This is a genomic window from Kitasatospora sp. NPDC042419, from assembly GCF_056437345.1.
Window position 1 is genome coordinate 1 of record NZ_JBWKAW010000024.1, and the last position, 23230, is coordinate 23230.

A 23230-nucleotide genomic window follows, 5' to 3' on the forward strand; every position below is an offset into this window, starting at 1 on the left:
TGCAGGGGGGACCCTGTGGGAGAGTAGGACGCCGCCGAACAATCATTCACAAAGAACCCCCGTCCGGGATCCGGACGGGGGTTCTTTGCGTTGTGGCGGAATCAGCGGAGAACGTGGATCCGGTGGATTCACCGGATCAGGCGGAACGGTACGGACGGTGCTGGGGAGCCGGCAACGGGGGATGACGACGGAGTCCCTGGAGCTTGTCCTTCTCGCAGCGCTTGTGAGGCTCCCGAGAAGGCGTTGCAGGATGCTCGGGGGAGCAGTGGGGAGGCCCTGGCGAGTGTCGGGGAAGGCAGCTGTTTCCCGGCCTTCCTCCTCCCCGTCCCCGCTGGCCTCGCTCAGGCAGCCGCGCGGGGGCCCGCCGGGACGCCGGTAGGCCCGCGTGGACCTTCCCGAGAGATCCGTGCAGGGCAGATGAAAGCCCCGCCACCAGCAGGTGGCGGGGCTTTTCGGCTTTAGGGGGCCGGGGGTGGGGAGCCGCTCAGAGGCGGCCGGCGGCCTTGAGGGCGAGGTAGGTGTCGGCGAGGGCGGGGGCGACGGAGGCGGGCGGGGCGTCCAGGACGGTGACGCCGGCGCGGGTGAGCCGGTCCGCGGTGAGGCGGCGGTCGGCGCGGGTCTGCTCGGCGGCGGCCGCGCCGTAGACGGCCTCGACGGTGCCGCGGCCGGCGGCGAGTTCGTCGAGGTGCGGGTCGGAGACGGACGCGAGCACGACCTCGTGGCGCTTGGTGAGCAGCGGGAGGAGGGGGAGGAGGCCGTCCTCGACGGGGGCCGCGTCGAGGCCGGTGAGGAGCACGATCAGCGAGCGGTGCGGCGCCATCTTCAGGGCGGTGGCGACCAGCGAGCGCATGTCGGTCTCGTACAGGGCGGGCTCCAGGACGGCCATCGCGTTGGTGAAGGCCGGGAGGATCTCGTTGGGGGACCGCCCGGCGACCGAGACCCGCTTGCGCAGGTCGTGGGCGAGCAGGTCGACCCGGTCGCCGGCCTTGGTGGCGAGCGCGGTGAGCAGCAGCGCGGCGTCGAGGGAGGCGTCCAGGCGCGGGGCGTCGCCGACCCGGCCGGCGGAGGTGCGGCCGGTGTCGAGGACGATCAGGATGTGCCGGTCGCGTTCGGGGCGCCAGGTGCGGACGGCGACGGTCTGTCGGCGGGCGCTGGCCCGCCAGTCGATGGAGCGGACGTCATCGCCGGGCAGGTACTCGCGGAGGGAGTCGAACTCGGTGCCCTGGCCGCGGGTCAGGACGGAGGTGCGGCCGTCGAGTTCGCGCAGCCGGGCGAGTCGGGAGGGCAGGTGCTTGCGGCTGTTGAACGGCGGGAGGGCGCGGACCGTCCAGGGGACGAGGTGCGAGCCCTGACGGCCGGCCAGGCCGAGCGGGCCGAGGGAACGGACCGTCACCTTGTGGGCGTGGTGGTCGCCGCGCCGGGTCGGGGTGAGGACGGTGGTGACGCGGCGTCGTTCGCGGCCGGGGACCCGCAGGGTGTGCCGGGAGGCGGCGATCTCGGTGCCCGGCCGCCAGGCGGAGGGGGCCCAGGCGTCGCGGATCCGGGCGCGCAGCGGGCGCCCGGCGGGGTTGGTGACGGTCAGGTCGACGGCGACGGGTTCGCCGAGGCGGACGGTGGTGTCGCCGCCCCGGGTGATCCGCAGGCTGCGGACGGGGGCGGAGAGCACCAGGTCGGCGAGGACGGCGAGCAGGACCGTGCCGGTGACGGTGCCGACTCCGGCCCAGGAGGGCAGCAGCAGGCCCGTGACGAGGGCGCCGAGCGCGGCGAGCAGGGCGGTTCGCCCGGTGAGGGCCATGCGGTGCGTTCCTTCGTCGGGGCCGGAAGCGGGGCGGGAGGCTCGGGGCCGGGGTCAGTGAGGGCTGGAGTCAGTGCGGGCCGGGGGTCAGCGCGGGGCCGGCGTCTGGGCGAGGACGGCCTGGATGACGGAGTCGGCGGTGACGCCCTCCATCTCGGCCTCGGCGCGCAGGGCGACGCGGTGGCGCAGGGTGGGCAGGGCGAGGGCCTTGACGTCGTCGGGGGTGACGTAGTCGCGGCCGGCCAGCCAGGCCCAGGCGCGGGAGGCGCCGAGCAGGGCGGTGGCACCGCGGGGGGAGACGCCGATGGAGAGCGACGGGGACTGCCGGGTGGCCCGGCAGAGGTCGACGATGTAGGCGAGGACCTCGGGGGCGACGGTCAGCCGGGCGATCTGCTCGCGGGCGGCGGCGATGTGCTCGGGGCCGGCGACCGGGCGGACGCCGGCGGCGCCGAGGTCGCGCGGGTCGAAGCCGGAGGCGTGCCGGGCGAGGACCTGGAACTCCTGGTCCCGGTCGGGCAGCGGCAGGACCAGCTTGAGCAGGAACCGGTCGAGCTGGGCCTCGGGCAGCGGGTAGGTGCCCTCGTACTCGACCGGGTTCTGGGTCGCCGCGACCAGGAACGGGACGGGCAGGGCGCGGGGCTCGCCGTCGACGGTGACCTGGTGCTCCTCCATGGCCTCCAGCAGGGCGGCCTGGGTCTTCGGCGGGGTGCGGTTGATCTCGTCGGCGAGCAGCAGGTTGGTGAAGACCGGGCCGGGCTGGAAGGAGAACTCGGCGGTGCGGGCGTCGTAGACGAGGGAGCCGGTGACGTCGCCGGGCATCAGGTCGGGGGTGAACTGGATGCGCTTGGTCTCCAGGCTGAGCGCGGTGGAGAGGGTGCGGACCAGCAGGGTCTTCGCGACGCCGGGGACGCCTTCGAGCAGCACGTGGCCGCCGCAGAGCAGGGCGACGACCAGACCGGTGACGGCGGCGTCCTGCCCGACCACGGCCTTGGCGATCTCGGCGCGCAGGGCGGTCAGCGCCTCACGCGGGTCGCCTACCCGGGGGTCGGTCGAGGGGCCGGGGGTGCCGGGCGCCGTGCCGGGGGTGATGCGGAGCTGGGCGGTGGCCTGTTCGGTCACGGCTTCCGTACCTGCCTTTCGAGGGTGTCGAGGTCGTCGGCGAGCCGCAGCAGCGCGGCGTCGTCGGTGGGGGGCGGGCCGTACAGGAGGGTCCGTACGTCCCCGGCGGGCCGCTCGGGGAGGCGGTCGGCGACGGCCGCGCAGAGAGCGGTGGGGTCGGGTGCGCCGGCGACGGGCGGAACGCCCAGGGCCGGGGCGAGGCGGTGGGCGGCGGCGCGGCGCAGGGCGTCGGCGGCGCGGCCGCGGGCCCTGGCACGGCGGTAGAGGCGGGCGCGGCCCTCGGTGGTCTCCGCGGCGCGGACCACGACGGGCAGGTTCTCGCTGACGACCGGGCCGAGCCGGCGGGACCGCCAGAGGGCGGCGAGCAGGACGGCGACGGTCAGCTGGTAGCCGGCCCACCGCCAGCCCTCGGGGATGTAGTCGTTGAAGGTCTTCAGCCCGCTGCCCTCGGCGACCGGGGCGGTGTAGTCGGGCAGGTGCCAGGTGAGGTGGGGCCGGGCGCCGAGGAGGCCGACGCCGAGGGCGGCGTTGCCGTCCTTCCCGAGCAGCTCGTTGGTGAGGAACTCGCCGCTGCCGAGGACGACGACGTCGGCGTTCCTCCCGGTGGCGACCGCGACCAGCGGGTAGCCGTGGCCGCGCTGGTAGCAGCCCTCGCCGCGGCTGCCGGCCGTGTAGAGCACGCCGCCGAGGTGCGCGGTGCCGGCCCGGACGGCCTCGGGGAGCGAGCACTGGGCGGCGGTGCTGCGGACGGAGGCGTAGGGGAGGCCGCCGTTCTCGTCGGAGGTGCGGACACCGGGGACGAGTGCGCTGAGGGCAGCGGGTCCGGGGGCGATCAGGACCAGCCGGGTGTGTCCGGCGGCGGCGACGGCGCGCAACTGCTCGGGGGTGAGCAGGTCGGGCTCGGGCAGGACGAGGGTGCCGGCGTCGCCGGTCCGGGCGGCGGGGTCGGAGGTGAGGTCGACCTTGAGGCCCTCGCGCTGGAGCAGGGCGATCACGGCGTGGCCGCCGGCGGGCTCGTAGGAGCGCGGGTCGAGCGGCGGGTAGCTGCGGTCCTGGTTGAACGCGGCCAGGACGACGGCCGCGAGCAGCAGGAGGACGGCGGTGAGCAGGTACCAGCGGCCGCGGCGCCAGAGGCCGCGGCCGGTGGGCGCGAGGCTGGTGGCGGCGAGGCCGCCGGCCGGGCCGGTGCCGGGGGGCGCGACGGGCACGGGCGTCGGCCCGGCGGGGGTGGTGCTGGTCATGCGGCTCCTCCGGCGGCCGGGACGAGGACCGGGCGGGCGCGCTCCAGGGTTCGGTCGAGGTCGCGCAGCAGCTGGTAGGCGGCCTGGTCGGCGGTGCGGTCGCCGTAGGCGATGTCGTCGAAGGCGCGGGCGGCCGCGGTGAGTGCCGCGGCGTGCTCGGGCAGGGTGCGGCCGGCTTCGGCGGCTGCCTCGTCGGCGGTGCGGCCGGGGCGGGTGTCGAGCAGGGTGCGCTCCTCCAGGCCGCGGACCAGGGCGCGCATCTGCTCGCGGACGGCCTCGGTCCACTGGCCGGAGGTGGCGTGGCGTTCGGCGTCGGCCCGGTGCTGGTCCGCGGTGCGCGGGCCGACGGCACCGAAGACGTCGAGGGTGGTGCGGGCGGCCCGCTTGGGGGCGCCGAGGCGCCACCAGAGGGCGGCGCCGATCAGGACGGCGACCACCAGGAAGAGCACCAGGCCGGTGGTGCCGGTGGTGCCTTCGCCGGCGATGGCGCCGAGCGCCTCGTCGATCCGGTCCATGATCCAGTCGACGACCCGCTCCTGGAGGCTCGGGTCGTGCCGGTGGTAGTCGGCCTTGACCAGTTCGTCGCGTGCGGCGTCGCGTGCGGCGTCGCGCGGCGTCGTGACCGGGGCGCCGCCCGCGGCCAGGAGCCTCTCCCCCCAGTGCGGCATCGGGCTCAGAGCCTCGCGGACGGGTTCGGGCCGGCCTGCCCGCCCCAGCCGGTGCCGCCGTACTCGGACAGGCCGGCGGCGCGGGCGAGCTCGATGTCCAGGGCCTCGCGGCGGATCCGCTGGTCGACGTAGAGGAGCACGCCGATGGTGGCGGTGAACGGGAGCGTGATGGTGGAGGAGATGACGCCGCCGATCGCCATGGTGACCAGCATGGCGGTGGGCAGGGCGCCGGAGTCCCCGGAGTCGGCCTGGCGGGCGAGGTCGTCGAAGCCGAGGACCAGGCCGGCGATCATGAACGGCGTGCTGATCACGCCCGCGACGAAGGCGGCGATGATCTGGCTGAGCACGTTGATGCCGCAGATCCGCCACCAGGAGCCGCGGACCAGGCGGCGGGAGCGCGAGAGGGCGGTGAGCACGCCCTGCTTCTCCAGCATGAGCGCGGGGGCGGCCAGGCTGAGCTGGATCCAGATCCAGACGGCGACCGGGAAGCTGAGCATGCCGACGACGGCGAGCGGGATCACGATCGCCGGTTCGTCCGCGCCGGCCAGCAGGTAGCCGATCAGCGGGGTGAAGCCGAGCAGCACGATGCCGACGCCGATCAGGCCGGTGAGCAGCGTGAGGCCGGTGAGCTGGAGCAGTCGCGGCCGGGCGTCGCGCCAGGCGTCCCGGACGGTGACGGACTGGCCGAGGATGGCGCGGCTGACGACCATGGTGAGCAGGGCCGCGGCCACCACGCCGAGGAGCAGCGTGACCGGCATGCTGACCAGGGCGGTGACCACGGGGGTGAACTCGCCGGTGTCGCCCTTGACGGCGAGCTGGGCGCCGAGCGAGGCGCCCTGCTGGACGACCGCGACGCCGAGCGAGAGTCCGAGGGTGGTGCGCCAGTGCTTGCGGACGGTGGAGACGGCGCCGTCGAGGATCTCGCCGAGGCCGAGCGGGCGCAGCGGGATGATGCCGGGCTTGGGGCTCTGCGGCACGCCCCAGCCGTACTGGCCGCCGGGGCCGCCGTAGGGGCCGGGCTGCTGTCCGTACCCGCCGGGCTGCTGTCCGTAGGGGGGCTGCGGGGCGCCGGGGGCGGTGCCCCAGGCGGGCGGGGTGTCGTGGGGCGGTACCGACTGGCCGGGCACGGAGGGCACGTCGGCCGTGGGCCGGGTGCCGTCGCGGGGCGGCTCGGACGAGCCGGGCGAGGCCCAGCCCGGAGTGTCGGTCATCACTGCTCCTCGGAGGGCGTCAGGGTTCGCGGCGCCGGGTGGATCTTCACGTGGGCGCAGCGCCCATCGTGCCATGGTGGCCGTACGCGCCCCAGGGGGATCCGGTTGCTGAACGGCAACGGCCCGGCCGCGGACGGTTCGTGGGCTCCCCCGGGGGCCGCGGGGGTGGAGGGGTGCAGGTCTTTCGCCCGGTATGGCCGGAATTCGCCCGGTCGCCAGTTGGCCGTTCTGGAGCAAAGGGACTGCTGTGCGGCAGGTCACAATCCGGTAATGAGAAGATGGACGCATGAAGGGACGCGTCCTCGTCGTTGATGACGACTCCGCACTGGCCGAGATGCTCGGCATCGTGCTGCGTGGTGAGGGTTTTGAGCCGTTTTTCGTCGCGGATGGGGACAGGGCGCTAGCTGCGTTCCGGGAGACCAAGCCCGACCTCGTCCTGCTCGACCTGATGCTGCCGGGGCGGGACGGGATCGACGTCTGCCGGCAGATCCGGGCGGAGTCGGGTATTCCGATCGTCATGCTGACCGCCAAGACCGACACGGTGGATGTCGTGGTCGGCCTGGAGTCGGGTGCCGACGACTACGTCACCAAGCCGTTCAAGCCGAAGGAGCTGGTGGCCCGCGTTCGTGCCCGGTTGCGCCGTGCCGAGGAGCCGACCCCGGAGCAGCTGACCATCGGCGATCTGGTGATCGACGTGGCCGGTCACTCCGTGAAGCGGGACGGCCGGGGCATCCCGCTGACCCCGCTGGAGTTCGACCTGCTGGTCGCGCTGGCCCGCAAGCCCTGGCAGGTGTTCACCCGGGAGGTGCTGCTGGAGCAGGTCTGGGGCTACCGCCACGCGGCGGACACCCGTCTGGTGAACGTCCACGTGCAGCGACTGCGGTCCAAGATCGAGAAGGATCCGGAGCGCCCCGAGATCGTCGTGACCGTCCGCGGCGTCGGCTACAAGGCCGGGCCCAGCTGACGTGATGTACCAGGCTGACGAGACCCCGTCGGGTTCCGCGACCGACGGGGCCGGTGCCGTGCGCGGGGACGTGCTGAGCTCGACCGTGCGCAGGCGGCGCGGTCCGGCGGCCCTGATCGCGTTGCTCGCCCGTCAGCTGCGCCGGCCCGTGCACCGGGTGGCGGCGCTGTACCGGCGCTCGATCCAGCTGCGGGTGGTGGCGGCGACCCTGATGCTGTCGGTCCTGGTGGTGATGGTGCTGGGCGTCGTGGTGGTGGCGCAGGTCCGCACCGGGCTGCTGGACACCAAGCGGGCCTCGGCCCGGGACCAGGCGCTGAGCGGCTTCCAGATCGAGCAGAAGAAGATCGACGAGGCGAAGGAGCTCCGGCAGCGGGGCACGACGACCGATCCGACCACCGAGGAGATCGGCACCTGGCTGCTCAAGCAGGTGGGTGACCTGGCCGCCAGCGGGCAGAGCGTCTACACGGTCATCGCGATGCTGCCGGGCACCACCCAGACCGTCGCGCCGGACAAGACCGGGCTCGGCCCGCGCTACTCCGCGGACATCCTGCCGAGCAGCATCCCGGAGAGCCTGAGGGACCGGGTCGGGCAGGAGCCGGGCCAGAGCTTCAGCCAGCCGACCGTGATCCACCGGTCCGCCGAGAGCGGCAACCGGACCGAGCCGGGCCTGGTCTTCGGCATGCAGTTCGTCGGCCCCACCGACAAGAGCTACCAGGTCTACTACGTCTTCTCCTTCGGCCAGGAGACCAAGACCCTCGGGCTGGTCACCGGCACCCTGGCGACCGCCGGCATCTTCGTGGTGATCATGATGGGCGGCATCGCCTGGCTGGTGGTGCGCCAGGTGGTCACCCCGGTCCGGATGGCCGCCGGGATCTCCGAGCGGCTGGCCGCGGGGCACCTGGAAGAACGGATGAAGGTCACCGGGACGGACGACATCGCCCGGCTCGGCGAATCGTTCAACCGGATGGCGAACGCCCTCCAGGCGCAGATCCGCCAGCTGGAGGAGCTGTCCCGGGTGCAGCGGCGCTTCGTCTCGGACGTGTCGCACGAGCTGCGCACCCCGCTGACCACCGTCCGGATGGCCGCCGACCTGATCTACGACAGCCGCGAGGACCTCGACCCGATGGCGGCCCGGTCGGCCGAGCTGCTCCAGGGCCAGCTGGACCGCTTCGAGTCGCTGCTCGCCGACCTGCTGGAGATCAGCCGCTTCGACGCCGGCGCCGCGGTCCTGGACGCCGAGCCGGTCGACCTGCGCGAGATCGTCGGCCGGGTGGTCGAGGCCGCCGACCCGCTGGCCCAGGCCAAGGGCAGCGCCGTGGTGATCCGCGGCGACGGCGAGCCGGTGCTGGCCGAGGTCGACTCCCGGCGGATCGAGCGCATCCTGCGCAACCTGGTGGTCAACGCGCTGGAGCACGGCGAGGGCCGGGACGTCGTGGTCCGGCTCGGCTCGCAGGACGGCGCGGTCGCGGTGGGCGTGCGGGACTACGGCATCGGGCTCAAGCCGGGCGAGGCGTCCCGGGTGTTCCACCGCTTCTGGCGGGCCGACCCGTCCCGGGTGCGGACCACCGGCGGTACCGGGCTCGGCCTGTCCATCGCCGTCGAGGACGCGCACCTGCACGGCGGCTGGCTCCAGGCCTGGGGCGAGCCCGGCGGCGGCTCGCACTTCCGGCTCACGCTGCCGCGCACCCGCGGCGGGGAGATCAGCCGGGCGCCGTTCCGGCTGGAGCCGGAGGACTCGCGCAACAACCGCGGCCTCGGCACCTACGGGACGCCGTACCGGCGGGCGATCCGTCCGGCCGGCGCCACCGCGCTGACCGCGACGGACGAGCAGGCCGTCCCGGAGACGCCGGAGACCTCCGGCAACGGCTTCGGCGGCGGGCTGGGCAGTGGGCTGGGCGGCGTGCTCGGCATCGGCCCGGGCCTGGGACGCCGGATGCCGGAGGGACCGCGCGCCGACCCGTCGGACGTGCGCCCGGTCGGGGCCGGGTACGGTGCGACCGGCGCCCAGGTCATGGTGGACCCGACGCCGGGCCGGCCGTCGGTGGCACCGCGGACGGCGGAGACCGACGCGATGGACACGATGGACGGCACGGGCGGAACGGACACGGAGGGGTCGCAGCGTGCGAAGGACGAGCGGAAGGACTGAGCCGCGGCCGGCCGGACTGGCCGGGGTGGCCGGCGCGGTGCTCGGCGCTCTGCTGGCGGCCGGCTGCGCGGGGATGCCGGATTCGGGCGGTGTCACCAAGGTCGAGCTGTCACAGGGTTCGGCGGACAAGAACCTGCAGGTCAGGATCTCTCCGGTGGAGCCCACGAAGGGCGCCAAGCCGCAGGAGCTGCTGACCGGCTTCCTGGACGCGCTGACCGCCGACGACGGCTACGTCACGGCGCGCAAGTACCTGACGGCGGGCGCCGGGGCGGGCTGGCACCCGGAGGCGGGCGTCAAGGTGCTGGCGGCCAACCCGGGGCACCTCTCCGTGACCGTGACCGACGCCGACACCGAGGTGCCCATCCCGGTCACCGGGCAGCTGGTCTCGCAGGTCGACGACCGGCACTCGTTCAAGGTGGAGCCGGTCGCGAAGATGGTCACCTTCAACTTCTCCTTCCTCCGGGAGAAGTCGGGGGAGTGGCGGATCGACCAGCTGCCGGACGGGCTGATCATCAACGAGACCAACTTCCGCAACAGCTACCGCCAGGTGGACCGGTTCTTCTACGCGGCGCCGGACCCCTCCGCGCCCACCGCCGCGGCGGCGATCAACCAGGACGTGCTGATCGCCGACCCGATCTACCTGCGGCGTCGAATAGACCCGCTCGTCTCGGCCGCCAAGGCCGTGGTCGCCGGTCCGTCGACCTGGCTCGCGCCGGTGTCGAAGTCGGCCTTCCCGGCCGGCGCGTCCGTCGACGCGGTCACCGTCGACGACAACCGCACCGCGCACGTCACGCTCGCCGACGTGGACCTGGGCGCCGCCACCACCTGCCGCCGGATGGCCACCCAGCTCCTCTACACCCTCGCCGACCAGGGGAACGGGCAGGTCGACCGGCTGGAGCTCAGGGCGAAGCGCGGCGGGCCGAGCTGCCAGGCGGGCCGCAGCGACGAGCCCTTCACCGGGCCCGGCTCGCTGGCCGGCACGATGGCCAGCCGGCAGTTCTACCAGCGGGCCGACGACGGCACGCTGTACGAGACGCACGGCGACGTCGCCAGCGAGCCGGTCCACGGCCCGCTGGGCAAGCCGCAGCCGAACGGCCGGGCGCTCGGTGCCGTCGCGGTGGCGCGGGACGGCGAGCGCGCCGCGGCGATCGGCGCCGACGGCCACCAGCTCTACACGGTGCCGTTCTCGGACGCCGTGGCGGGGATGCCGCAGCCGGTGCTCACCACCCAGGCGCGGCCCGGGGCGAAGGCCGACGACGGGCTGGCCTCGCCCAGCTGGGACGGCCGTGGCGACCTCTACGTGGTGGACCGGGACCCGCAGAACCAGCGGGTGCTGATGGTGCGTGACAAGCAGGTCGTCCCGGTGGCGGTGGAAGAGCTGGGCGGGCGGTCCGTGCAGGCCGTCAAGGTCTCCTCGGACGGCGTCCGGATCGCCCTGCTGGTCAAGGACGGCAAGGACCAGAAGCTCCTGCTGGGCCTGGTCGTCCACGGCGGCACCAAGGAGGCGCCCACCGCCCGGATCGTCGGCCTGAGGCTGGCCAACCCGGTGTTCCAGGAGGTGTTCTCGGTGTCCTGGGTGGAGGCCGACCAGCTGCTGGTGCTGGGCAAGGAGAAGGACCGCCTGCAGCAGCTGTACTACGTCAGCACCGACGGCTCGCTGGGCACGGGGCCGGCGATGCAGGCGTTCGGCGGGATGGCCGTCGCCCAGGCCTCCGAGGCGCGCGGGAACAGCTCGGCGCCGCCCTCGCCGGCGCTCGCCCTGGACACCCAGGGAAAGCTGTACCGGCTGGTCAACAACCAGTGGCGGGAGCTGGCGCTGTCCTACCAGGCGTCCGCCTTCATCTACCCGGGCTGAGGCGTCCGGCCGCCGGTCCGGAGCACCAGTCCGGGCCGCCGGCCCGGGCCGTCCGGTCGTGCGGTGCCGTGGTGCCGTTCCGCTGTGTCGCTGTGTCGCTGTGCCGCGCCGCGCTGCCGTCGGCCGTGCCGCTTCGGGAGTGCCGCTCAGGTGGTGCCGCCCCGGTGCGGGACGGCCGCCGCGACGGTGGCTGCCGCGCGGGGCGGCAGGCCTGCGCCGGCCAGGGCCCGGGCGGCCTCGGCGAGGCTGGAACCGGTGGTCACCAGGTCGTCCACCAGCACCGGGCACCGGCCGGCCGCTCGCCGGTGGGCGCGGGGCCGGACGGTGAGCGCACCGTGCAGGTTGTGCCGCCGCTCCGCCGCGGAGAGCCCGGCCTGGTCGGCGACCGGGCGGGCGTGCCGCAGCAGGGGCGCGGCCCGGGCGTCCAGACCCGTCCGACGCAGCGACCGGGCCGCGGCGTCGGCCAGCCGCAGCGTCGCGTCGTGGCCCCGGGCGCGGACGGCGGACCGGGCGGAGGGCACCGGGACGAGCAGCAGCGGGGCCCGGCCGGCGTCCGGCCCGAGCGAGGAGCGCACCGCGCGGGCGAGGGCGTCGCCGAGCGGGCCGGCCAGCCGGAGCGCGCCGCGTTCCTTGTGGGCGAGCAGCAGCCGGCGGACCGGATCGGCGTACGGCGCCGCGGCGTGCACCCAGGGAAGGGCCGTGGCGGCCCTGGGGACGGCTGTGGCGAGTACGTGCCGGCAGTCCGGGCAGAGTTGCCCCCGGTCGGTGTCGCAACCCGCGCAGCGGGCGGGGAGCAGGACGTCGAGCAGCCCGGCGAGTGCGTGGGCGAACGGCCCGCGGGCGGGCTGGTGACGGGGCGGGGTGGCGGTGGTCGGCACGGCTGCTCCTCGCGGTGACAGGCACGCAGAGTGAGCAAAGAATGCGCCGTACGGGGGGTGTTGTCCAGGTATTTACCTGTGTTTCACTCGCAGGAGGGTAGACAGGGGTCAGCAGCTTGACCGCCAGCCCATAGCACCGGTCATACCCACTGTCCCCGCTGCGGAGGCGAAAACCCCGTGTGAGGTGTTCGATGAGGCTCCAGGGGGTTTCAAGCGTCCCTGGTGGGGAGGAAGTGAGATGAGGGCCAGTCGTTCCCGCCGTTGCCGGCGGGACGGAGGGCCGGCAGAGGATTGGCTGGTCCGGCTGGGTCTCAGCCCGATCCGGTAGCACCCGGATCGGCGACAGAACGAGGGATCGGAGTTCTGCGTGGACATCGTCGTCAAGGGCCGCAAGACCGAGGTGCCCAAGAGGTTCCGGGATCACGTGGCCGAGAAGCTGGAGAAGGTCCAGAAGTTCGACACCAAGGCGATCAGCCTCGATGTCGAGGTGTCCAAGGAACACAACCCGCGGCAGGCCGACCGGTCGGACCGCGTGGAGATCACTCTCCGTACCCGTGGCCCGGTGATCCGGGCCGAGGCCGCCGCCGCCGACGCCTACGCGGCGCTCGACCTGGCCTCGGCGAAGCTCGACGCCCAGCTCCGCAAGTCCGCGGACCGGCGTCGGGTCCACAAGGGCGGCAACGGCCGCACCCCGATCAGCGTCGCCGAGGCGACCGCGGCCCTGGCCGCGCTGCCCGAGACGCCGCCGCCGGGGCGCGAGACCAACGGGGCCGTCCGCAAGACCATGATGGGATCCCTGGAAGTGGAGGGCGAAGGCCCGCTGGTGGTCCGGGAGAAGACCCACCCGGCCGCCCCGATGGCGCTCGACCAGGCGCTCTACGAGATGGAGCTGGTCGGCCACGACTTCTACCTCTTCGTGGAGAAGGACAGCGGCCTGCCGAGCGTCGTCTACCGTCGGCACGGTTACCACTACGGCGTCATCCACCTGAAGGCCGACGGCTCGTCCGTCGAGGGTGGCGGCGCCGGAGGGGCGATCGGCAGCTCCGGCGACGACGACTGACCGTTCGAGCGGGATGGGAGAGTGACCCCGACGGCCGGTGCCGCCGGGGTCACCCGCTTTTCCGGCGCCCGTGCTGTCCTGGCGCCTCGCCCGACGGCCCTTCCCGGTGCCTCGCCCCGGCGCCGTGCCTGACACCCGGTCCGACGCCCCGCCCGGTGCCCTCGTTGGGCTCCTGCCTGACGCTTCGCCGGTCCGGCGCGCCGGACCGGCCGTCAGGTCGGCCCCTTTGCGGCTTCCTCACGGGCTCCCCCACGGTTTCCCGGCAGCTCTCCGGCGCTCCCGGCCGACTTCCGGGCGGTCCGGGGCGGTCCGGGGAGGTGTGCGGAGGGCCGTCCCGGCGGTGCCGGGGGCGGGTCGGCCGGGAGGGTCACCCGATGCGGGCCAATGGCGCCGGAGGGTGACCGTGGGGGCCCCGAGCCGTGGAATGATTGGCGGACGACGACCGGCGACGGGGGAGGAGCGGATGGGGGATCACTTCGGGCTGGGGCCCGCTACAGGGCCAGGTGCGGGGGTGCCGCCGAGGCCCGGGGATGAGCCCGAGTACGACCTCCGCCGCAGGGAGCCGATCCGCGTCCTGGTGGTGGACGACCACGCGCTCTTCCGGCGGGGCCTGGAGATCGTGCTGGCCGAGGAGGAGGACATCACCGTCGTCGGCGAGGCGGGCGACGGCGCCGAGGCGGTCCTCAAGGCGGCGGACCTGCTGCCCGACATCATCCTGATGGACGTTCGGATGCCGCGCCGCAGCGGGATCGAGGCCTGCACCGCGATCAAGGACGTGGCGCCGAGCACCAAGATCATCATGCTGACGATAAGCGACGAGGAGGCCGACCTCTACGAGGCGATCAAGGCCGGTGCCACCGGCTACCTGCTCAAGGAGATCTCCACCGACGAGGTCGCCACGGCGATCCGCGCGGTCGCCGACGGGCAGTCCCAGATCAGCCCGTCGATGGCGTCCAAGCTGCTGACCGAGTTCAAGTCGATGATCCAGCGCCGTTCCGACGAACGGGAGTTGGTACCCGCGCCCCGGTTGACCGACCGGGAGCTGGAGGTGCTGAAGCTGGTGGCCACCGGGATGAACAACCGGGAGATCGCCAAGGAGCTGTTCATCAGCGAGAACACCGTGAAGAACCACGTGCGCAACATCCTGGAGAAGCTCCAACTGCACTCCCGGATGGAGGCCGTGGTCTACGCGATGCGGGAGAAGATCCTCGAAATAGGGTGACCGGCGGGAGCGGGCCGGCGGGGGTCCGCCTCCCGCTCCCGCTCCGCCTCCCGCTCCCGCCGCCCCGGGATTCGCGGCTCGCGCGGCCCAGGGCTCAGCGGCCCGGGACTCAGGCGAGCAGGTGCTCCAGGGCCGGGCGCACCGCCTCGTCGTGCAGCGCCTCCACCCGGACGGCGTCGCAGCCGACCCAGTCGGCCGCCTCGCGCAGTGCGGTGGCCAGCGCCTCGACGTGCCGCGGCGAGTCCAGCGAGACCTGACGGGCCACCAGCGTCCTGCCCTCGCGGGCCGGATCGACCCGGCCGACCAGCCGGCCGCCGGCCAGCAGCGGCATCGCGAAGTAGCCGTGCACCCGCTTGTGCTTCGGGGTGTACGCCTCCAGCCGGTGGGCCATGCCGAAGATCCGCTCGGTGCGCGGACGGTCCCAGACCAGTGAGTCGAACGGCGAGAGCAGCGTGGTGCGGTGGCGGCCGCGGGGCGGGCTCGCGAGCGCCGCCGGATCGGCCCAGGCGGCGGCCGGGGCGCCGCCCGGGCCCCAGCCGGCCACCTCTACCGGGACGAGGCCGGAGTCGGCGATCACCGCGTCGAACTGCTCGGCGCGCAGCCGGTGGTAGTCGAGCAGGTCGGCCCGGGTGGCCACGCCCAGCGCCGCGCCGGACTGGGCGACCAGGGTGCGGAGGCACTCCTCGTCGGTCGGCTCCTGCGCGAACAGCTCGGCGGGGACGGCCTGTTCGGCCAGCGAGTAGACGCGCTTCCAGCTGCGGCGGTCGGCGCAGACCACATCGCCGAAGCTCAGCGCCCGCTCCACCGCGATCTTGGTGTCGGACCAGTCCCACCAGTCGGCGGTCTTCTTGGCGCCGCCCAGCTCGGTGGAGGTGAGCGGGCCCTCGGCGCGCAGCTTGGCCAGCACCGAACGGTAGGTGGTGTCGTCGACCTGCTTGCCCCAGACGTGGGCGCGCTCGCGGTTGTGGCGGCGCCGGAAGGCGAACAGCGGCCACTCCTCGACGGGCAGGATGCACGCCGCGTGCGACCAGTACTCGAAGCTCGTCCCGCTGCCCCAGTACGCGGCCTCGACCGCCGGGCGGCCGACCGCGCCGAGCCGCGCGTACGGGATCAGCTCGTGGGAGCGGGCCAGCACCGAGATGGTGTCGAGCTGGACGGCGCCGAGGTGGCGGAGTACCCCGCGCACGCCGCCGCGGCGGTCCGGGGCGCCGAGCAGGCCCTGTGCGCGCAGGGCGATCCGGCGGGCTTCGTCGGCGCCGAGCGTGGTCACCGGGGCCGGGGCGGCGGCCGGTCCGGCGGGGCGGCCGGCCGGGCGCGAAGTCGAGGCGGTCATGCCGGCGAGCGTAGACCGGGGCACTGACAATCCGCCCGGCCCGCCCGGGGCCTCGGGGTTCGCCGGGGCTGCGGGCGGGTCGGCCGGGAGCGGCCGGGACCGGTCCGCCCGGTCCCGGCCGGTCCTGGCCGGTTCAGCCGGTGGGGTCGGCGGGCTCGGCGGCGAGGTCGGTGGCCAGCAGCGAGCCGATCCAGGCGTCGTGGAACACGCCGCGCTGCTCGGCGTAGGAGCGCAGGGTGCCCTCCAGCCGGAAGCCGACCTTCTCGGCGACCGCGCGGGAGCCGTCGTTGCCCACGTAGGCGATCCACTCCAGGCGGCGCAGGCCCAGCTCGGTGAGGCCGTAGCGGGCGACCGCGCGGGCGGCCTCCGCGGTGTACCCGCGGCCGCGGAACTCCTTGGCGGCCCACCAGCCGACCTCGGCGGCGCCCGGCCGGCCGGGACAGCCGGTGAGCCCCTGGGTGCCGACCAGGGCGCCGGTCTCGCGCTCGACCACGCACCAGATCCGGTTCTCGCCGGTCCGCCAGCCGGCGAGGGCGAGGTCGCGGACGAAGTACTCGGCGTCCTCGCGCCGGTACGGACTGGGTACGACCGTCCACTGCTGGATGGCCTCGTCCTGGCAGGCCGCGAAGACCGCGTCGATGTCGGACTCCTGCGGGGCGCGCAGGACCAGGCGGTCGGTGGTGAGGACGACGGGCTCGCCGCCGCGTGCTTCGGTCTGCTCTTCCGGCTGCTCTTCCATGCGCGGATTATTCCGTGCAGGGAGGAATCCGAGCATCCGATTAACGGATCGAACGGTCCAACTCTCCGGACAGTCGCCCGGTTTGCCCCGGTGGGTGGGGCTATCGGGGCAAGTGCTCGCACGGGTGACACGGGAATACCGTGCTGACGCACCTCCCGGGGCATTGGACTCCTCGCATACGATGGCCCGTGCGGTGGGGTGGATCCGCCGTGCAGTCGTCCAGTGCCAATACAGGCAAGGAGCCCGCTCAAGTGTCCGTCTTCGACAAGATCCTGCGCGCCGGCGAAGGCAAGATCCTTCGCAAGCTGCAGCGGATTGCTGCCCAGGTCAACTCCATCGAAGAGGACTTCGTCAACCTCACCGACGCCGAGCTGCGGGCGCTGACCGACGAGTACAAGCAGCGGCTCGCCGACGGCGAGACGCTGGACGACATCCTCCCCGAGGCGTTCGCCACCGTCCGCGAGGCCGCCAAGCGCGTGCTCGGCCAGCGGCACTACGACGTCCAGCTCATGGGCGGCGCCGCGCTGCACCTCGGCTACGTCGCCGAGATGCGCACCGGTGAGGGCAAGACCCTGGTCGGCACCCTGCCCGCGTACCTCAACGCGCTCACGGGCAAGGGCGTGCACCTGATCACCGTCAACGACTACCTCGCCGAGCGCGACTCGGAGTGGATGGGCCGGGTGCACCGCTTCCTCGGCCTCGAGGTCGGCGTGATCCTCGGCAGCATGACGCCGGCCGAGCGCAAGCGCCAGTACGCGATGGACATCACGTACGGCACGAACAACGAGTTCGGCTTCGACTACCTCCGCGACAACATGGCCTGGTCGAAGGACGAACTCGTCCAGCGCGGCCACTACTTCGCCGTGGTCGACGAGGTCGACTCGATCCTCATCGACGAGGCCCGTACCCCGCTGATCATCTCCGGGCCGGCCGACCAGGCGACCAAGTGGTACGCCGACTTCGCCAAGCTGGTCCAGCGCCTGAAGATCGAGCGCGACTACGAGGTCGACGAGAAGAAGCGCACCGTCGGCGTGCTGGAGGAGGGTGTCGGCCGGGTCGAGGACTACCTCGGCATCGACAACCTCTACGAGTCGGTGAACACCCCGCTGGTCGGCTTCCTGAACAACGCCATCAAGGCGAAGGAGCTGTACAAGCGGGACAAGGACTACGTCGTGATGAACGGCGAGGTCATGATCGTCGACGAGCACACCGGCCGCATCCTGGCCGGCCGCCGCTACAACGAGGGCATGCACCAGGCGATCGAGGCCAAGGAAGGGGTGGAGGTCCAGAACGAGAACCAGACCCTGGCCACCATCACCCTCCAGAACTTCTTCCGCCTGTACGACAAGCTGGCCGGCATGACCGGTACCGGCACCACCGAGGCGGCCGAGTTCCACCAGATCTACAAGCTCGGCGTGGTGCCGATCCCGACCAACAAGACGCCGCTGCGCATCGACCAGCCCGACCTGATCTACAAGTCGGAGCCGGCCAAGTTCGCCGCCGTGGTCGAGGACATCGCCGAGAAGCACGAGAAGGGCCAGCCGGTGCTGGTCGGCACCGTGTCGGTCGAGAAGTCCGAGTACCTGTCGCAGGAGCTCCGCAAGCGCGGGATCCCGCACGAGGTGCTGAACGCCAAGCACCACGAGCGCGAGGCGCAGATCGTCGCGCAGGCCGGCCGCAAGGGCGCCGTCACCGTCGCCACCAACATGGCCGGCCGAGGCACCGACATCATGCTCGGCGGCAACCCCGACCACCTCGCGGCGGCCGAGCTGGCCCAGCGCGGGCTCTCCCCGGTCGACAACCCGGAGGAGTACGAGTCGTCGCTCCCGGCCGCGCTGGAGAAGGCCAAGGCCTCCGTGAAGGCGGAGCAGGACGAGGTCAAGGAGGCCGGCGGCCTCTACGTCCTCGGCACCGAGCGGCACGAGTCCCGCCGGATCGACAACCAGCTGCGCGGCCGTTCCGGCCGTCAGGGCGACCCGGGCGAGTCCCGCTTCTACCTGTCCCTCGGCGACGACCTGATGCGCCTGTTCAAGGCCGGCATGGTCGAGCGCGTGCTCTCCATGGCCAACGTGCCCGAGGACGTGCCGATCGAGTCGAAGATGGTCACCCGGGCGATCGCCTCCGCGCAGACCCAGGTCGAGCAGCAGAACTTCGAGATCCGCAAGAACGTCCTCAAGTACGACGAGGTGCTGAACCGCCAGCGCGAGGTCATCTACGGCGAGCGCCGCCGCGTGCTGGAGGGCGAGGACCTGCAGGAGCAGGTCGGCCACTTCATGGACGACACCGTCGAGGCGTACGTCCGGGCCGCCACCGGCGAGGGCTTCGAGGACGACTGGGACCTGGAGAAGCTCTGGACCGCGCTCAAGCAGCTCTACCCGGTCACCCTGGAGCTGGAGGAGCTGGAGGAGGAGGCCGGCGGCACCGCCGGGCTCACCCCGGAGTTCCTCACCAAGGTCATCCAGGAGGACGTCCAGGCGCAGTACGGCGCCCGTGAGGACCAGCTCGGCGCGGAGATCATGCGCGAGCTGGAGCGCCGGGTCGTCCTCTCGGTGCTGGACCGCCGCTGGCGCGAGCACCTCTACGAGATGGACTACCTCCAGGAGGGCATCGGCCTGCGGGCCATGGCGCAGCGCGACCCGCTGGTCGAGTACCAGCGCGAGGGCTTCGACATGTTCACCGCGATGATGGAGGGCATCAAGGAGGAGTCCGTCGGCTACCTGTTCAATCTGGAGGTCCAGGTCGAGCAGCAGGTCGAGGAGGTCCCGGTCGAGGACGCCGAGGTGCTGCTCGACAAGCTGGAGAAGGACGCCGCCCGTCCGGAGATCAAGGCCAAGGGCCTGGAGGCCCCGAAGCCGCAGCGGCTGCACTACACGGCCCCCTCGGAGGAGGTCGGCGGCGGTGTGGTCGAGGGCGAGTTCGAGGACCTCGGCACGGAGGACGAGGGCGACGGGCTGACCCGCGCCGAGCGCCGCAAGGCCGCGAAGTCGGCCAAGGGCCGCCGCCGCAAGGGCTGAGGCGAGGCCGGCCGGTCCGGCCCGCCGCCGCGCAGGGCGCCGCTCCCGTACGGGGGTGGCGCCCTGCGCCGTTGGCGGGTGCGGGCGCCGGTTCCGGTTCCGGTTTTGGTGCGGCGCGTTCACCGGGCCTCCACGGCGGTGCACTGCCACTGGCCGGCCGGTCCGCGCGGCTCCAGCCGGAACGCCACCACGTGGTGCCGGCTGCCGAGGTCGACCCGGACACAGGCCTCGACCGCGTCCGGCGAGGGCGAGCGGTCGTGCACCGGGCCGAGTCTCGGCCGCTCGCCGGTGCGGCTCCGGCGCAGCGCACCGGCCCGGACCAGGGCGGAGAGCTGGCCGTAGCCGTCCAGCGTGGTGTGGCGCAGCAGCTGGCCGGACGGCCGGGCCCCGGTGAGCACCTCCACCAGCCGGTGGGCGAACCGGGTGCTCAGCCCGCTGCGCGGGTCCTGGGCGGGCGCGGTGGCGCAGGCGGTCCGGGGGTGGCGCGGGCGCCGTTCGGCCTCCGGTGCGCGGCAGCTCCGGGGCGCGGTGCGCGGGCGGTGCGGGCGCGCGGACAGCACCAGGGGCGGTGGGGCGGGCGGGACGGGCGGGACGGCGCGGTCGGGGCACGTGGCCATGGGCCTTCCTCGGAGCGGGTGGTGCGAGTACGGACGGGTCCTTGGTAGCGGGGCCTCGCGCGGGGCGGCAACCGGGTTCCCGACCGGGGCGCGGGCCGTCCGGAAGTTCACCTATCCGGGTGAGTCGGCCGGTGTGGCAACGGGCGACAGGGGCCCCGGGCGGCACACGGCTGACGCGCGCGGTCGCTCCGGAGGGCCCGAAAGAGGACGGTCGGATCGCCGGTACGGCGGCGGGACCGAGGGGGAAGGCGCTCTGGGCGGTGCCGGCGGCGCGGGCGCCGCGTTGCGCGGTCGGCCGGTCGGCGCGCACCATCGGAGCCTGACCCGAACCGGAACCGGAACCCGAACCGGAACCCGAACCGGAACCCGAACCGGAACCCGAACCGGAAGCAGGAACAGGGATCGGGCAGGGACCGGAACCGGAAGAGGGACCGGACGGGATGCGGCGCGTGTCCCGCCCCCGACGACCACCCCGACGACCACCGCCCCGACGACGACAGGCGGCCGGCATGACGACACGGGTACCGACGACACCGCTTTCCGGGACAGGGGCGGCGGCGCCGGGGAGCACCGGCGGCGCTCCCCGGCGCGGCCTGGTGCTGGGCGGCGGGGGCATGCTCGGCGCCGCCTGGACCGTCGGTGCGCTCTGCGCCGTCGAGGAGTCGGCCGGCTGGCGGCCCGGTGACGCGGAGGTCCTGCTCGGCACCTCGGCGGGCGCGATCCTGGCCGCGCTGCTGGCCGCCGGCGTCGACACCGACGGGCTCCGCGACCACCAGCGCGGCCTGCCGGTCACGGAAGGCCCGCTGGCCGGGATCGCCTTCGACTACGACACGGCGGTCGGCGGCGCGCTTCCGCCGCGTCCACGGGCCGGCATCGGCTCGCCGGGCCTGCTGCGGGACGCCGTCCGGCACCCGCGCGAGTACCCGCTGCTGACCATGGTCTCGGCGATGGCGCCGCACGGCCGGGGCTCGCTGGAGCCGGTCGGCGAGCTGGTCGGGGGCCTGTTCGGCCCGGGCGGCTGGCCGGTCGGGGTGCCGGCCTCGGCCCTGCGGGTCGTCGCGGTGGACTACCGCGGCGGGCACCGGGTGGTCTTCGGGGACGCGGACGCTCCGCCCGCCGACGTCGCCGAGGCGGTGATGGCCTCCTGCGCGATCCCCGGCTGGTTCGCGCCGGTCCGGCTGGACGGATCGGCGTACGTGGACGGCGGCTGCTGGTCGGCCACCAACGCCGATCTGGCGCTCGGCCGGGGTCTGGACGAGGTGTACGTGCTCGCTCCGATGGCCCTGCGCAACGATCCGCCGGGGCGTTCGAAGCCCGGACCGGGCGTGTCGGATCCGTCGCGCGCCCGGCGCGTTCGGGACCGTCCGCGAGGTGTGCTGGCCCAGCTGGTGAGCCGCTACCGCCGGGCGGTGACCCGGCAGCTGCTCCGTGAGGCGGGCTTGCTGCGGGCGAGCGGCGTCCGTGTGCACCTGCTCGCGCCCACTCCGGCCGACCTGGCGGCGATGGGGCCGAACATGATGGACCCGGCCCGCCGGGGCCCGGTCCTGGAGAGCGCCCTGGAGACCTGCCGCGCGGCCCTGCAGGCCGCGCGGTGAACGCGGTGCGGCGCCGGGCCCGGCCTGCCGGTCGGAGGGGGTGGGCCGTGCCGACCGGTGTCGGACAGCACGCGGCGGGCGGTGCCGGGCAGGTGCTCGGAGGCGTGCATGGACGGCCGCGCGCCAGGCGTGCACGCCCCTGAATCGGGGTGCCCGTGCGGCCGTCGGGCCGTGCGTCCGGCGGCGGCCGCGGAGGACGGGGACGAGCGGGGTGATCACAGGGCGGCGTTCGGCGCTTATTCTTGGGGCGCTGGAAGCTGTGCCGCTGGACGAACCGGAGAGTGCCACCGATGCGCGTGTACGTGCCCACCACCCTGACCGGCCTGGCGGCGGCGCACTCGGGCGGCGCGCTGGAGCAGTCCGCGGCGTACGCCGTGACGCCCGCGCTGCGCGAGTGGTACGTCAGCGACGACCTGGAGGAGCTGGAGTACGCGGCGCTCAACCGGGCCGCCCAGTCCTCGCTCCGGCTGCTGGCCGCGGAACCGGACGCCCCGCGCCGTCGCGTGGTGGTCGCGCTGGACGTCGCCGACTCGGCGGTGAAGCCGTTCCCCGGCGACGAGTACCAGGACCAGGCCTCGCTCGGCCGGGTCGTGCTGGCCGGCCCCGTGAAGCTGGCCAAGGCGGCCGCGGTGCACGCGGACGTGGCGGACGGGGACGTGGTCGCGGACGTCGAGGCGGCGGTCGCGGCGGTGACGGCGGCCGACGCGGGCGACCAGGACGCCCAGTTCACCGTGGACGGCGCGGAGGACCACGACCTGCTCTGGTTCGCCACCCAGGAGATCACCGCCCTGCTCGGCTGAGCCGCCCTGCCCGGCTGTGCCGCCCCGCCGGCCGGGCCGTCCCCGCCCGGCCGCGCCCGCGGCCCCGACGGGTCCGCAGGCCGGGCCGGGTGAGACCCGTCCTACCGGTCTGTCGGTGCCCGGCGTTACCGTTCCCTGCGTGCGCACTCATATCGTCTGGGACTGGAACGGCACGCTCTTCCATGACATGGAGGCGGTGCTCGGCGCGAGCAACGCCGCATTCGCGACCATCGGCGTCGGGCCGATGACGCTGCAGGAGTACCGCGAGCAGTACGAGATCCCGATTCCCCGTTTCTACCAGCGGCTGCTCGGCCGGCTGCCCTCCGACGCCGAGTGGCTGGAGCTGGACGACGCCTTCCACCGCCGCTACCACGAGCTGAGCGCGGCCTGCGGGCTGACCGAGGGCGCGCGGGAGCTGCTGGACGGCTGGCTGGCGGCCGGGCACAGTCAGTCGCTGCTGTCGCTGTACGAGCACGACCGGCTGCTGCCGGTGGTCGACGGGTTCGGCCTGACCGGGCAGTTCCTGCGGGTGGACGGGCGCAGCGGCCCGGCCGGCGGGCAGAAGGCGGAGCACCTGGTCCGGCACCTGGCGGCGCTGGGCGAGCACGTGGACCCGGCCCGGACGGTGCTGATCGGGGACGCGGCGGACGACGCGCTCGCGGCGCTGAGCGCGGGTGCGCGCGCGGTGCTGTACACCGGCGGCTCGCACACCCGGGAGAAGCTGGAGCCGGTGGGCGTGCCGGTGGTGGACACCCTGGCGGAGGCGGTGGAGCTGGCGGGCCGGCTCGCCGGCTGAGGCGGCACCCGGCCGGAGGACCGCCCGCCCGGGCCGCCCCGGCGGCGTGGCACGCGCCACGTCCACCGTTGGCGTGTCCGGGCGGGCGAACGGGCTCCCCGCTGGTCAGGCTGGAGGGCGTCGGGCCCGTCGTCGGAGCGGGCCGGCCGCCGGACGACGAGCGGAGCCCGCCATGCC

18 protein-coding genes are annotated in these 23230 nt (G+C 74.1%); 9 read left to right on the top strand and 9 right to left on the bottom strand.

Translation table 11 applies throughout. The annotated features are described in order from the left end of the window. Positions 1 to 484: 484 nt before the first annotated feature. The 5 genes from AC067J_RS32495 to AC067J_RS32515 all read right to left on the bottom strand — a co-directional run bounded on the left by AC067J_RS32495 (position 485) and on the right by AC067J_RS32515 (position 6034). On the bottom strand, positions 485 to 1795 hold the full coding sequence (locus AC067J_RS32495) for a DUF58 domain-containing protein (RefSeq protein ID WP_478305332.1): 1311 nt from the start codon (positions 1793 to 1795) through the stop codon (positions 485 to 487). 87 nt (positions 1796 to 1882) lie between these two features. Then, on the bottom strand, positions 1883 to 2812 hold the full coding sequence (locus tag AC067J_RS32500) for an AAA family ATPase (RefSeq protein WP_478305540.1): 930 nt from the start codon (positions 2810 to 2812) through the stop codon (positions 1883 to 1885). Between the two features lie 98 nt (positions 2813 to 2910). Continuing rightward, positions 2911 to 4155 (bottom strand): DUF4350 domain-containing protein, encoded by a 1245-nt coding sequence (locus AC067J_RS32505; RefSeq protein WP_478305334.1) that lies wholly within the window; start codon positions 4153 to 4155, stop codon positions 2911 to 2913. Next, complete coding sequence (locus tag AC067J_RS32510) at positions 4152 to 4823, bottom strand: DUF4129 domain-containing protein (protein ID WP_478305336.1); 672 nt, start codon at positions 4821 to 4823, stop codon at positions 4152 to 4154. The genes AC067J_RS32505 and AC067J_RS32510 overlap by 4 nt, the downstream gene beginning before the upstream one ends. A 5-nt stretch (positions 4824 to 4828) precedes the next feature. Beyond that, positions 4829 to 6034, bottom strand: a complete 1206-nt coding sequence (locus tag AC067J_RS32515; protein ID WP_478305338.1) for a DUF7847 domain-containing protein — start codon at positions 6032 to 6034, stop codon at positions 4829 to 4831. A 286-nt stretch (positions 6035 to 6320) separates the two neighbouring features. Here AC067J_RS32515 and mtrA point away from each other — a divergent pair, with 286 nt between their 5' ends. The 3 genes from mtrA to AC067J_RS32530 are packed head-to-tail and all read left to right on the top strand — an operon-like array spanning position 6321 to position 10999. Then, on the top strand, positions 6321 to 6998 hold the full coding sequence (gene mtrA / locus AC067J_RS32520) for an MtrAB system response regulator MtrA (protein ID WP_030247322.1): 678 nt from the start codon (positions 6321 to 6323) through the stop codon (positions 6996 to 6998). A 4-nt stretch (positions 6999 to 7002) separates the two neighbouring features. Next, positions 7003 to 9144, top strand: coding sequence for an MtrAB system histidine kinase MtrB (mtrB, locus tag AC067J_RS32525; protein ID WP_478305340.1), 2142 nt, complete (start codon positions 7003 to 7005; stop codon positions 9142 to 9144). Next, entirely contained in the window at positions 9119 to 10999 is a 1881-nt protein-coding gene (locus AC067J_RS32530; protein WP_478305342.1) for an LpqB family beta-propeller domain-containing protein, read from the top strand. Before mtrB ends, AC067J_RS32530 begins: the two co-directional genes overlap by 26 nt. A gap of 146 nt (positions 11000 to 11145) precedes the next feature. Here the strand turns inward: AC067J_RS32530 and AC067J_RS32535 are convergent, their stop codons facing one another. Then, positions 11146 to 11877 carry a ComF family protein gene (locus tag AC067J_RS32535; RefSeq protein WP_478305344.1) on the bottom strand — a complete coding sequence of 244 codons (732 nt, stop codon included), beginning with the start codon at positions 11875 to 11877 and terminating at the stop codon, positions 11146 to 11148. A gap of 367 nt (positions 11878 to 12244) precedes the next feature. Between AC067J_RS32535 and hpf the strand changes: the two genes are divergently transcribed. Then, positions 12245 to 12937 (top strand): ribosome hibernation-promoting factor, HPF/YfiA family, encoded by a 693-nt coding sequence (gene hpf, locus AC067J_RS32540; protein WP_478305346.1) that lies wholly within the window; start codon positions 12245 to 12247, stop codon positions 12935 to 12937. Between the two features lie 463 nt (positions 12938 to 13400). Then, the gene (locus tag AC067J_RS32545; protein WP_478305348.1) at positions 13401 to 14159 is read left to right on the top strand and encodes a response regulator; all 759 of its coding nucleotides are present in this window, start codon (positions 13401 to 13403) and stop codon (positions 14157 to 14159) included. A 109-nt stretch (positions 14160 to 14268) separates the two neighbouring features. Here AC067J_RS32545 and AC067J_RS32550 read toward each other — a convergent pair whose 3' ends face one another. Both AC067J_RS32550 and AC067J_RS32555 read right to left on the bottom strand, forming a co-directional pair. Then, complete coding sequence (locus tag AC067J_RS32550) at positions 14269 to 15492, bottom strand: winged helix-turn-helix domain-containing protein (RefSeq protein WP_478305350.1); 1224 nt, start codon at positions 15490 to 15492, stop codon at positions 14269 to 14271. Positions 15493 to 15625: 133 nt separating this feature from the next. Further along, complete coding sequence (locus AC067J_RS32555; RefSeq protein ID WP_478305351.1) at positions 15626 to 16231, bottom strand: GNAT family N-acetyltransferase; 606 nt, start codon at positions 16229 to 16231, stop codon at positions 15626 to 15628. 251 nt (positions 16232 to 16482) lie between these two features. Between AC067J_RS32555 and secA the strand changes: the two genes are divergently transcribed. Next, the gene (secA, locus tag AC067J_RS32560) at positions 16483 to 19245 is read left to right on the top strand and encodes a preprotein translocase subunit SecA (protein ID WP_478305353.1); all 2763 of its coding nucleotides are present in this window, start codon (positions 16483 to 16485) and stop codon (positions 19243 to 19245) included. A gap of 119 nt (positions 19246 to 19364) precedes the next feature. Here the strand turns inward: secA and AC067J_RS32565 are convergent, their stop codons facing one another. Beyond that, positions 19365 to 19862, bottom strand: coding sequence for an Rv3235 family protein (locus tag AC067J_RS32565; protein ID WP_478305354.1), 498 nt, complete (start codon positions 19860 to 19862; stop codon positions 19365 to 19367). A 509-nt stretch (positions 19863 to 20371) separates the two neighbouring features. Here AC067J_RS32565 and AC067J_RS32570 point away from each other — a divergent pair. The 3 genes from AC067J_RS32570 (at position 20372) to AC067J_RS32580 (ending at position 23053) form a co-directional block, all read left to right on the top strand. After that, positions 20372 to 21457: a patatin-like phospholipase family protein gene (locus tag AC067J_RS32570; RefSeq protein ID WP_478305356.1), complete on the top strand. Its 1086-nt coding sequence runs from the start codon at positions 20372 to 20374 to the stop codon at positions 21455 to 21457. A gap of 290 nt (positions 21458 to 21747) precedes the next feature. Further along, a complete protein-coding gene (locus AC067J_RS32575) occupies positions 21748 to 22257 on the top strand; it encodes a DUF6912 family protein (protein WP_478305358.1) in 510 nt (169 codons plus the stop codon). A gap of 139 nt (positions 22258 to 22396) precedes the next feature. Next, positions 22397 to 23053 carry an HAD family hydrolase gene (locus AC067J_RS32580; protein ID WP_478305360.1) on the top strand — a complete coding sequence of 219 codons (657 nt, stop codon included), beginning with the start codon at positions 22397 to 22399 and terminating at the stop codon, positions 23051 to 23053. Positions 23054 to 23230: the final 177 nt, after the last annotated feature.

Coding starts and splice junctions, on each gene's coding strand:
- AC067J_RS32495 (WP_478305332.1), bottom strand. CDS start 1,795: ATGGCCCTCACCGGGCGAACCGCCCTGCTCGCCGCGCTCGGCGCCCTC.
- AC067J_RS32505 (WP_478305334.1), bottom strand. CDS start 4,155: ATGACCAGCACCACCCCCGCCGGGCCGACGCCCGTGCCCGTCGCGCCC.
- AC067J_RS32510 (WP_478305336.1), bottom strand. CDS start 4,823: ATGCCGCACTGGGGGGAGAGGCTCCTGGCCGCGGGCGGCGCCCCGGTC.
- AC067J_RS32515 (WP_478305338.1), bottom strand. CDS start 6,034: ATGACCGACACTCCGGGCTGGGCCTCGCCCGGCTCGTCCGAGCCGCCC.
- mtrA (WP_030247322.1), top strand. CDS start 6,321: ATGAAGGGACGCGTCCTCGTCGTTGATGACGACTCCGCACTGGCCGAG.
- mtrB (WP_478305340.1), top strand. CDS start 7,003: ATGTACCAGGCTGACGAGACCCCGTCGGGTTCCGCGACCGACGGGGCC.
- AC067J_RS32545 (WP_478305348.1), top strand. CDS start 13,401: ATGGGGGATCACTTCGGGCTGGGGCCCGCTACAGGGCCAGGTGCGGGG.
- AC067J_RS32550 (WP_478305350.1), bottom strand. CDS start 15,492: ATGACCGCCTCGACTTCGCGCCCGGCCGGCCGCCCCGCCGGACCGGCC.
- AC067J_RS32555 (WP_478305351.1), bottom strand. CDS start 16,231: ATGGAAGAGCAGCCGGAAGAGCAGACCGAAGCACGCGGCGGCGAGCCC.
- AC067J_RS32565 (WP_478305354.1), bottom strand. CDS start 19,862: ATGGCCACGTGCCCCGACCGCGCCGTCCCGCCCGTCCCGCCCGCCCCA.
- AC067J_RS32570 (WP_478305356.1), top strand. CDS start 20,372: ATGACGACACGGGTACCGACGACACCGCTTTCCGGGACAGGGGCGGCG.
- AC067J_RS32575 (WP_478305358.1), top strand. CDS start 21,748: ATGCGCGTGTACGTGCCCACCACCCTGACCGGCCTGGCGGCGGCGCAC.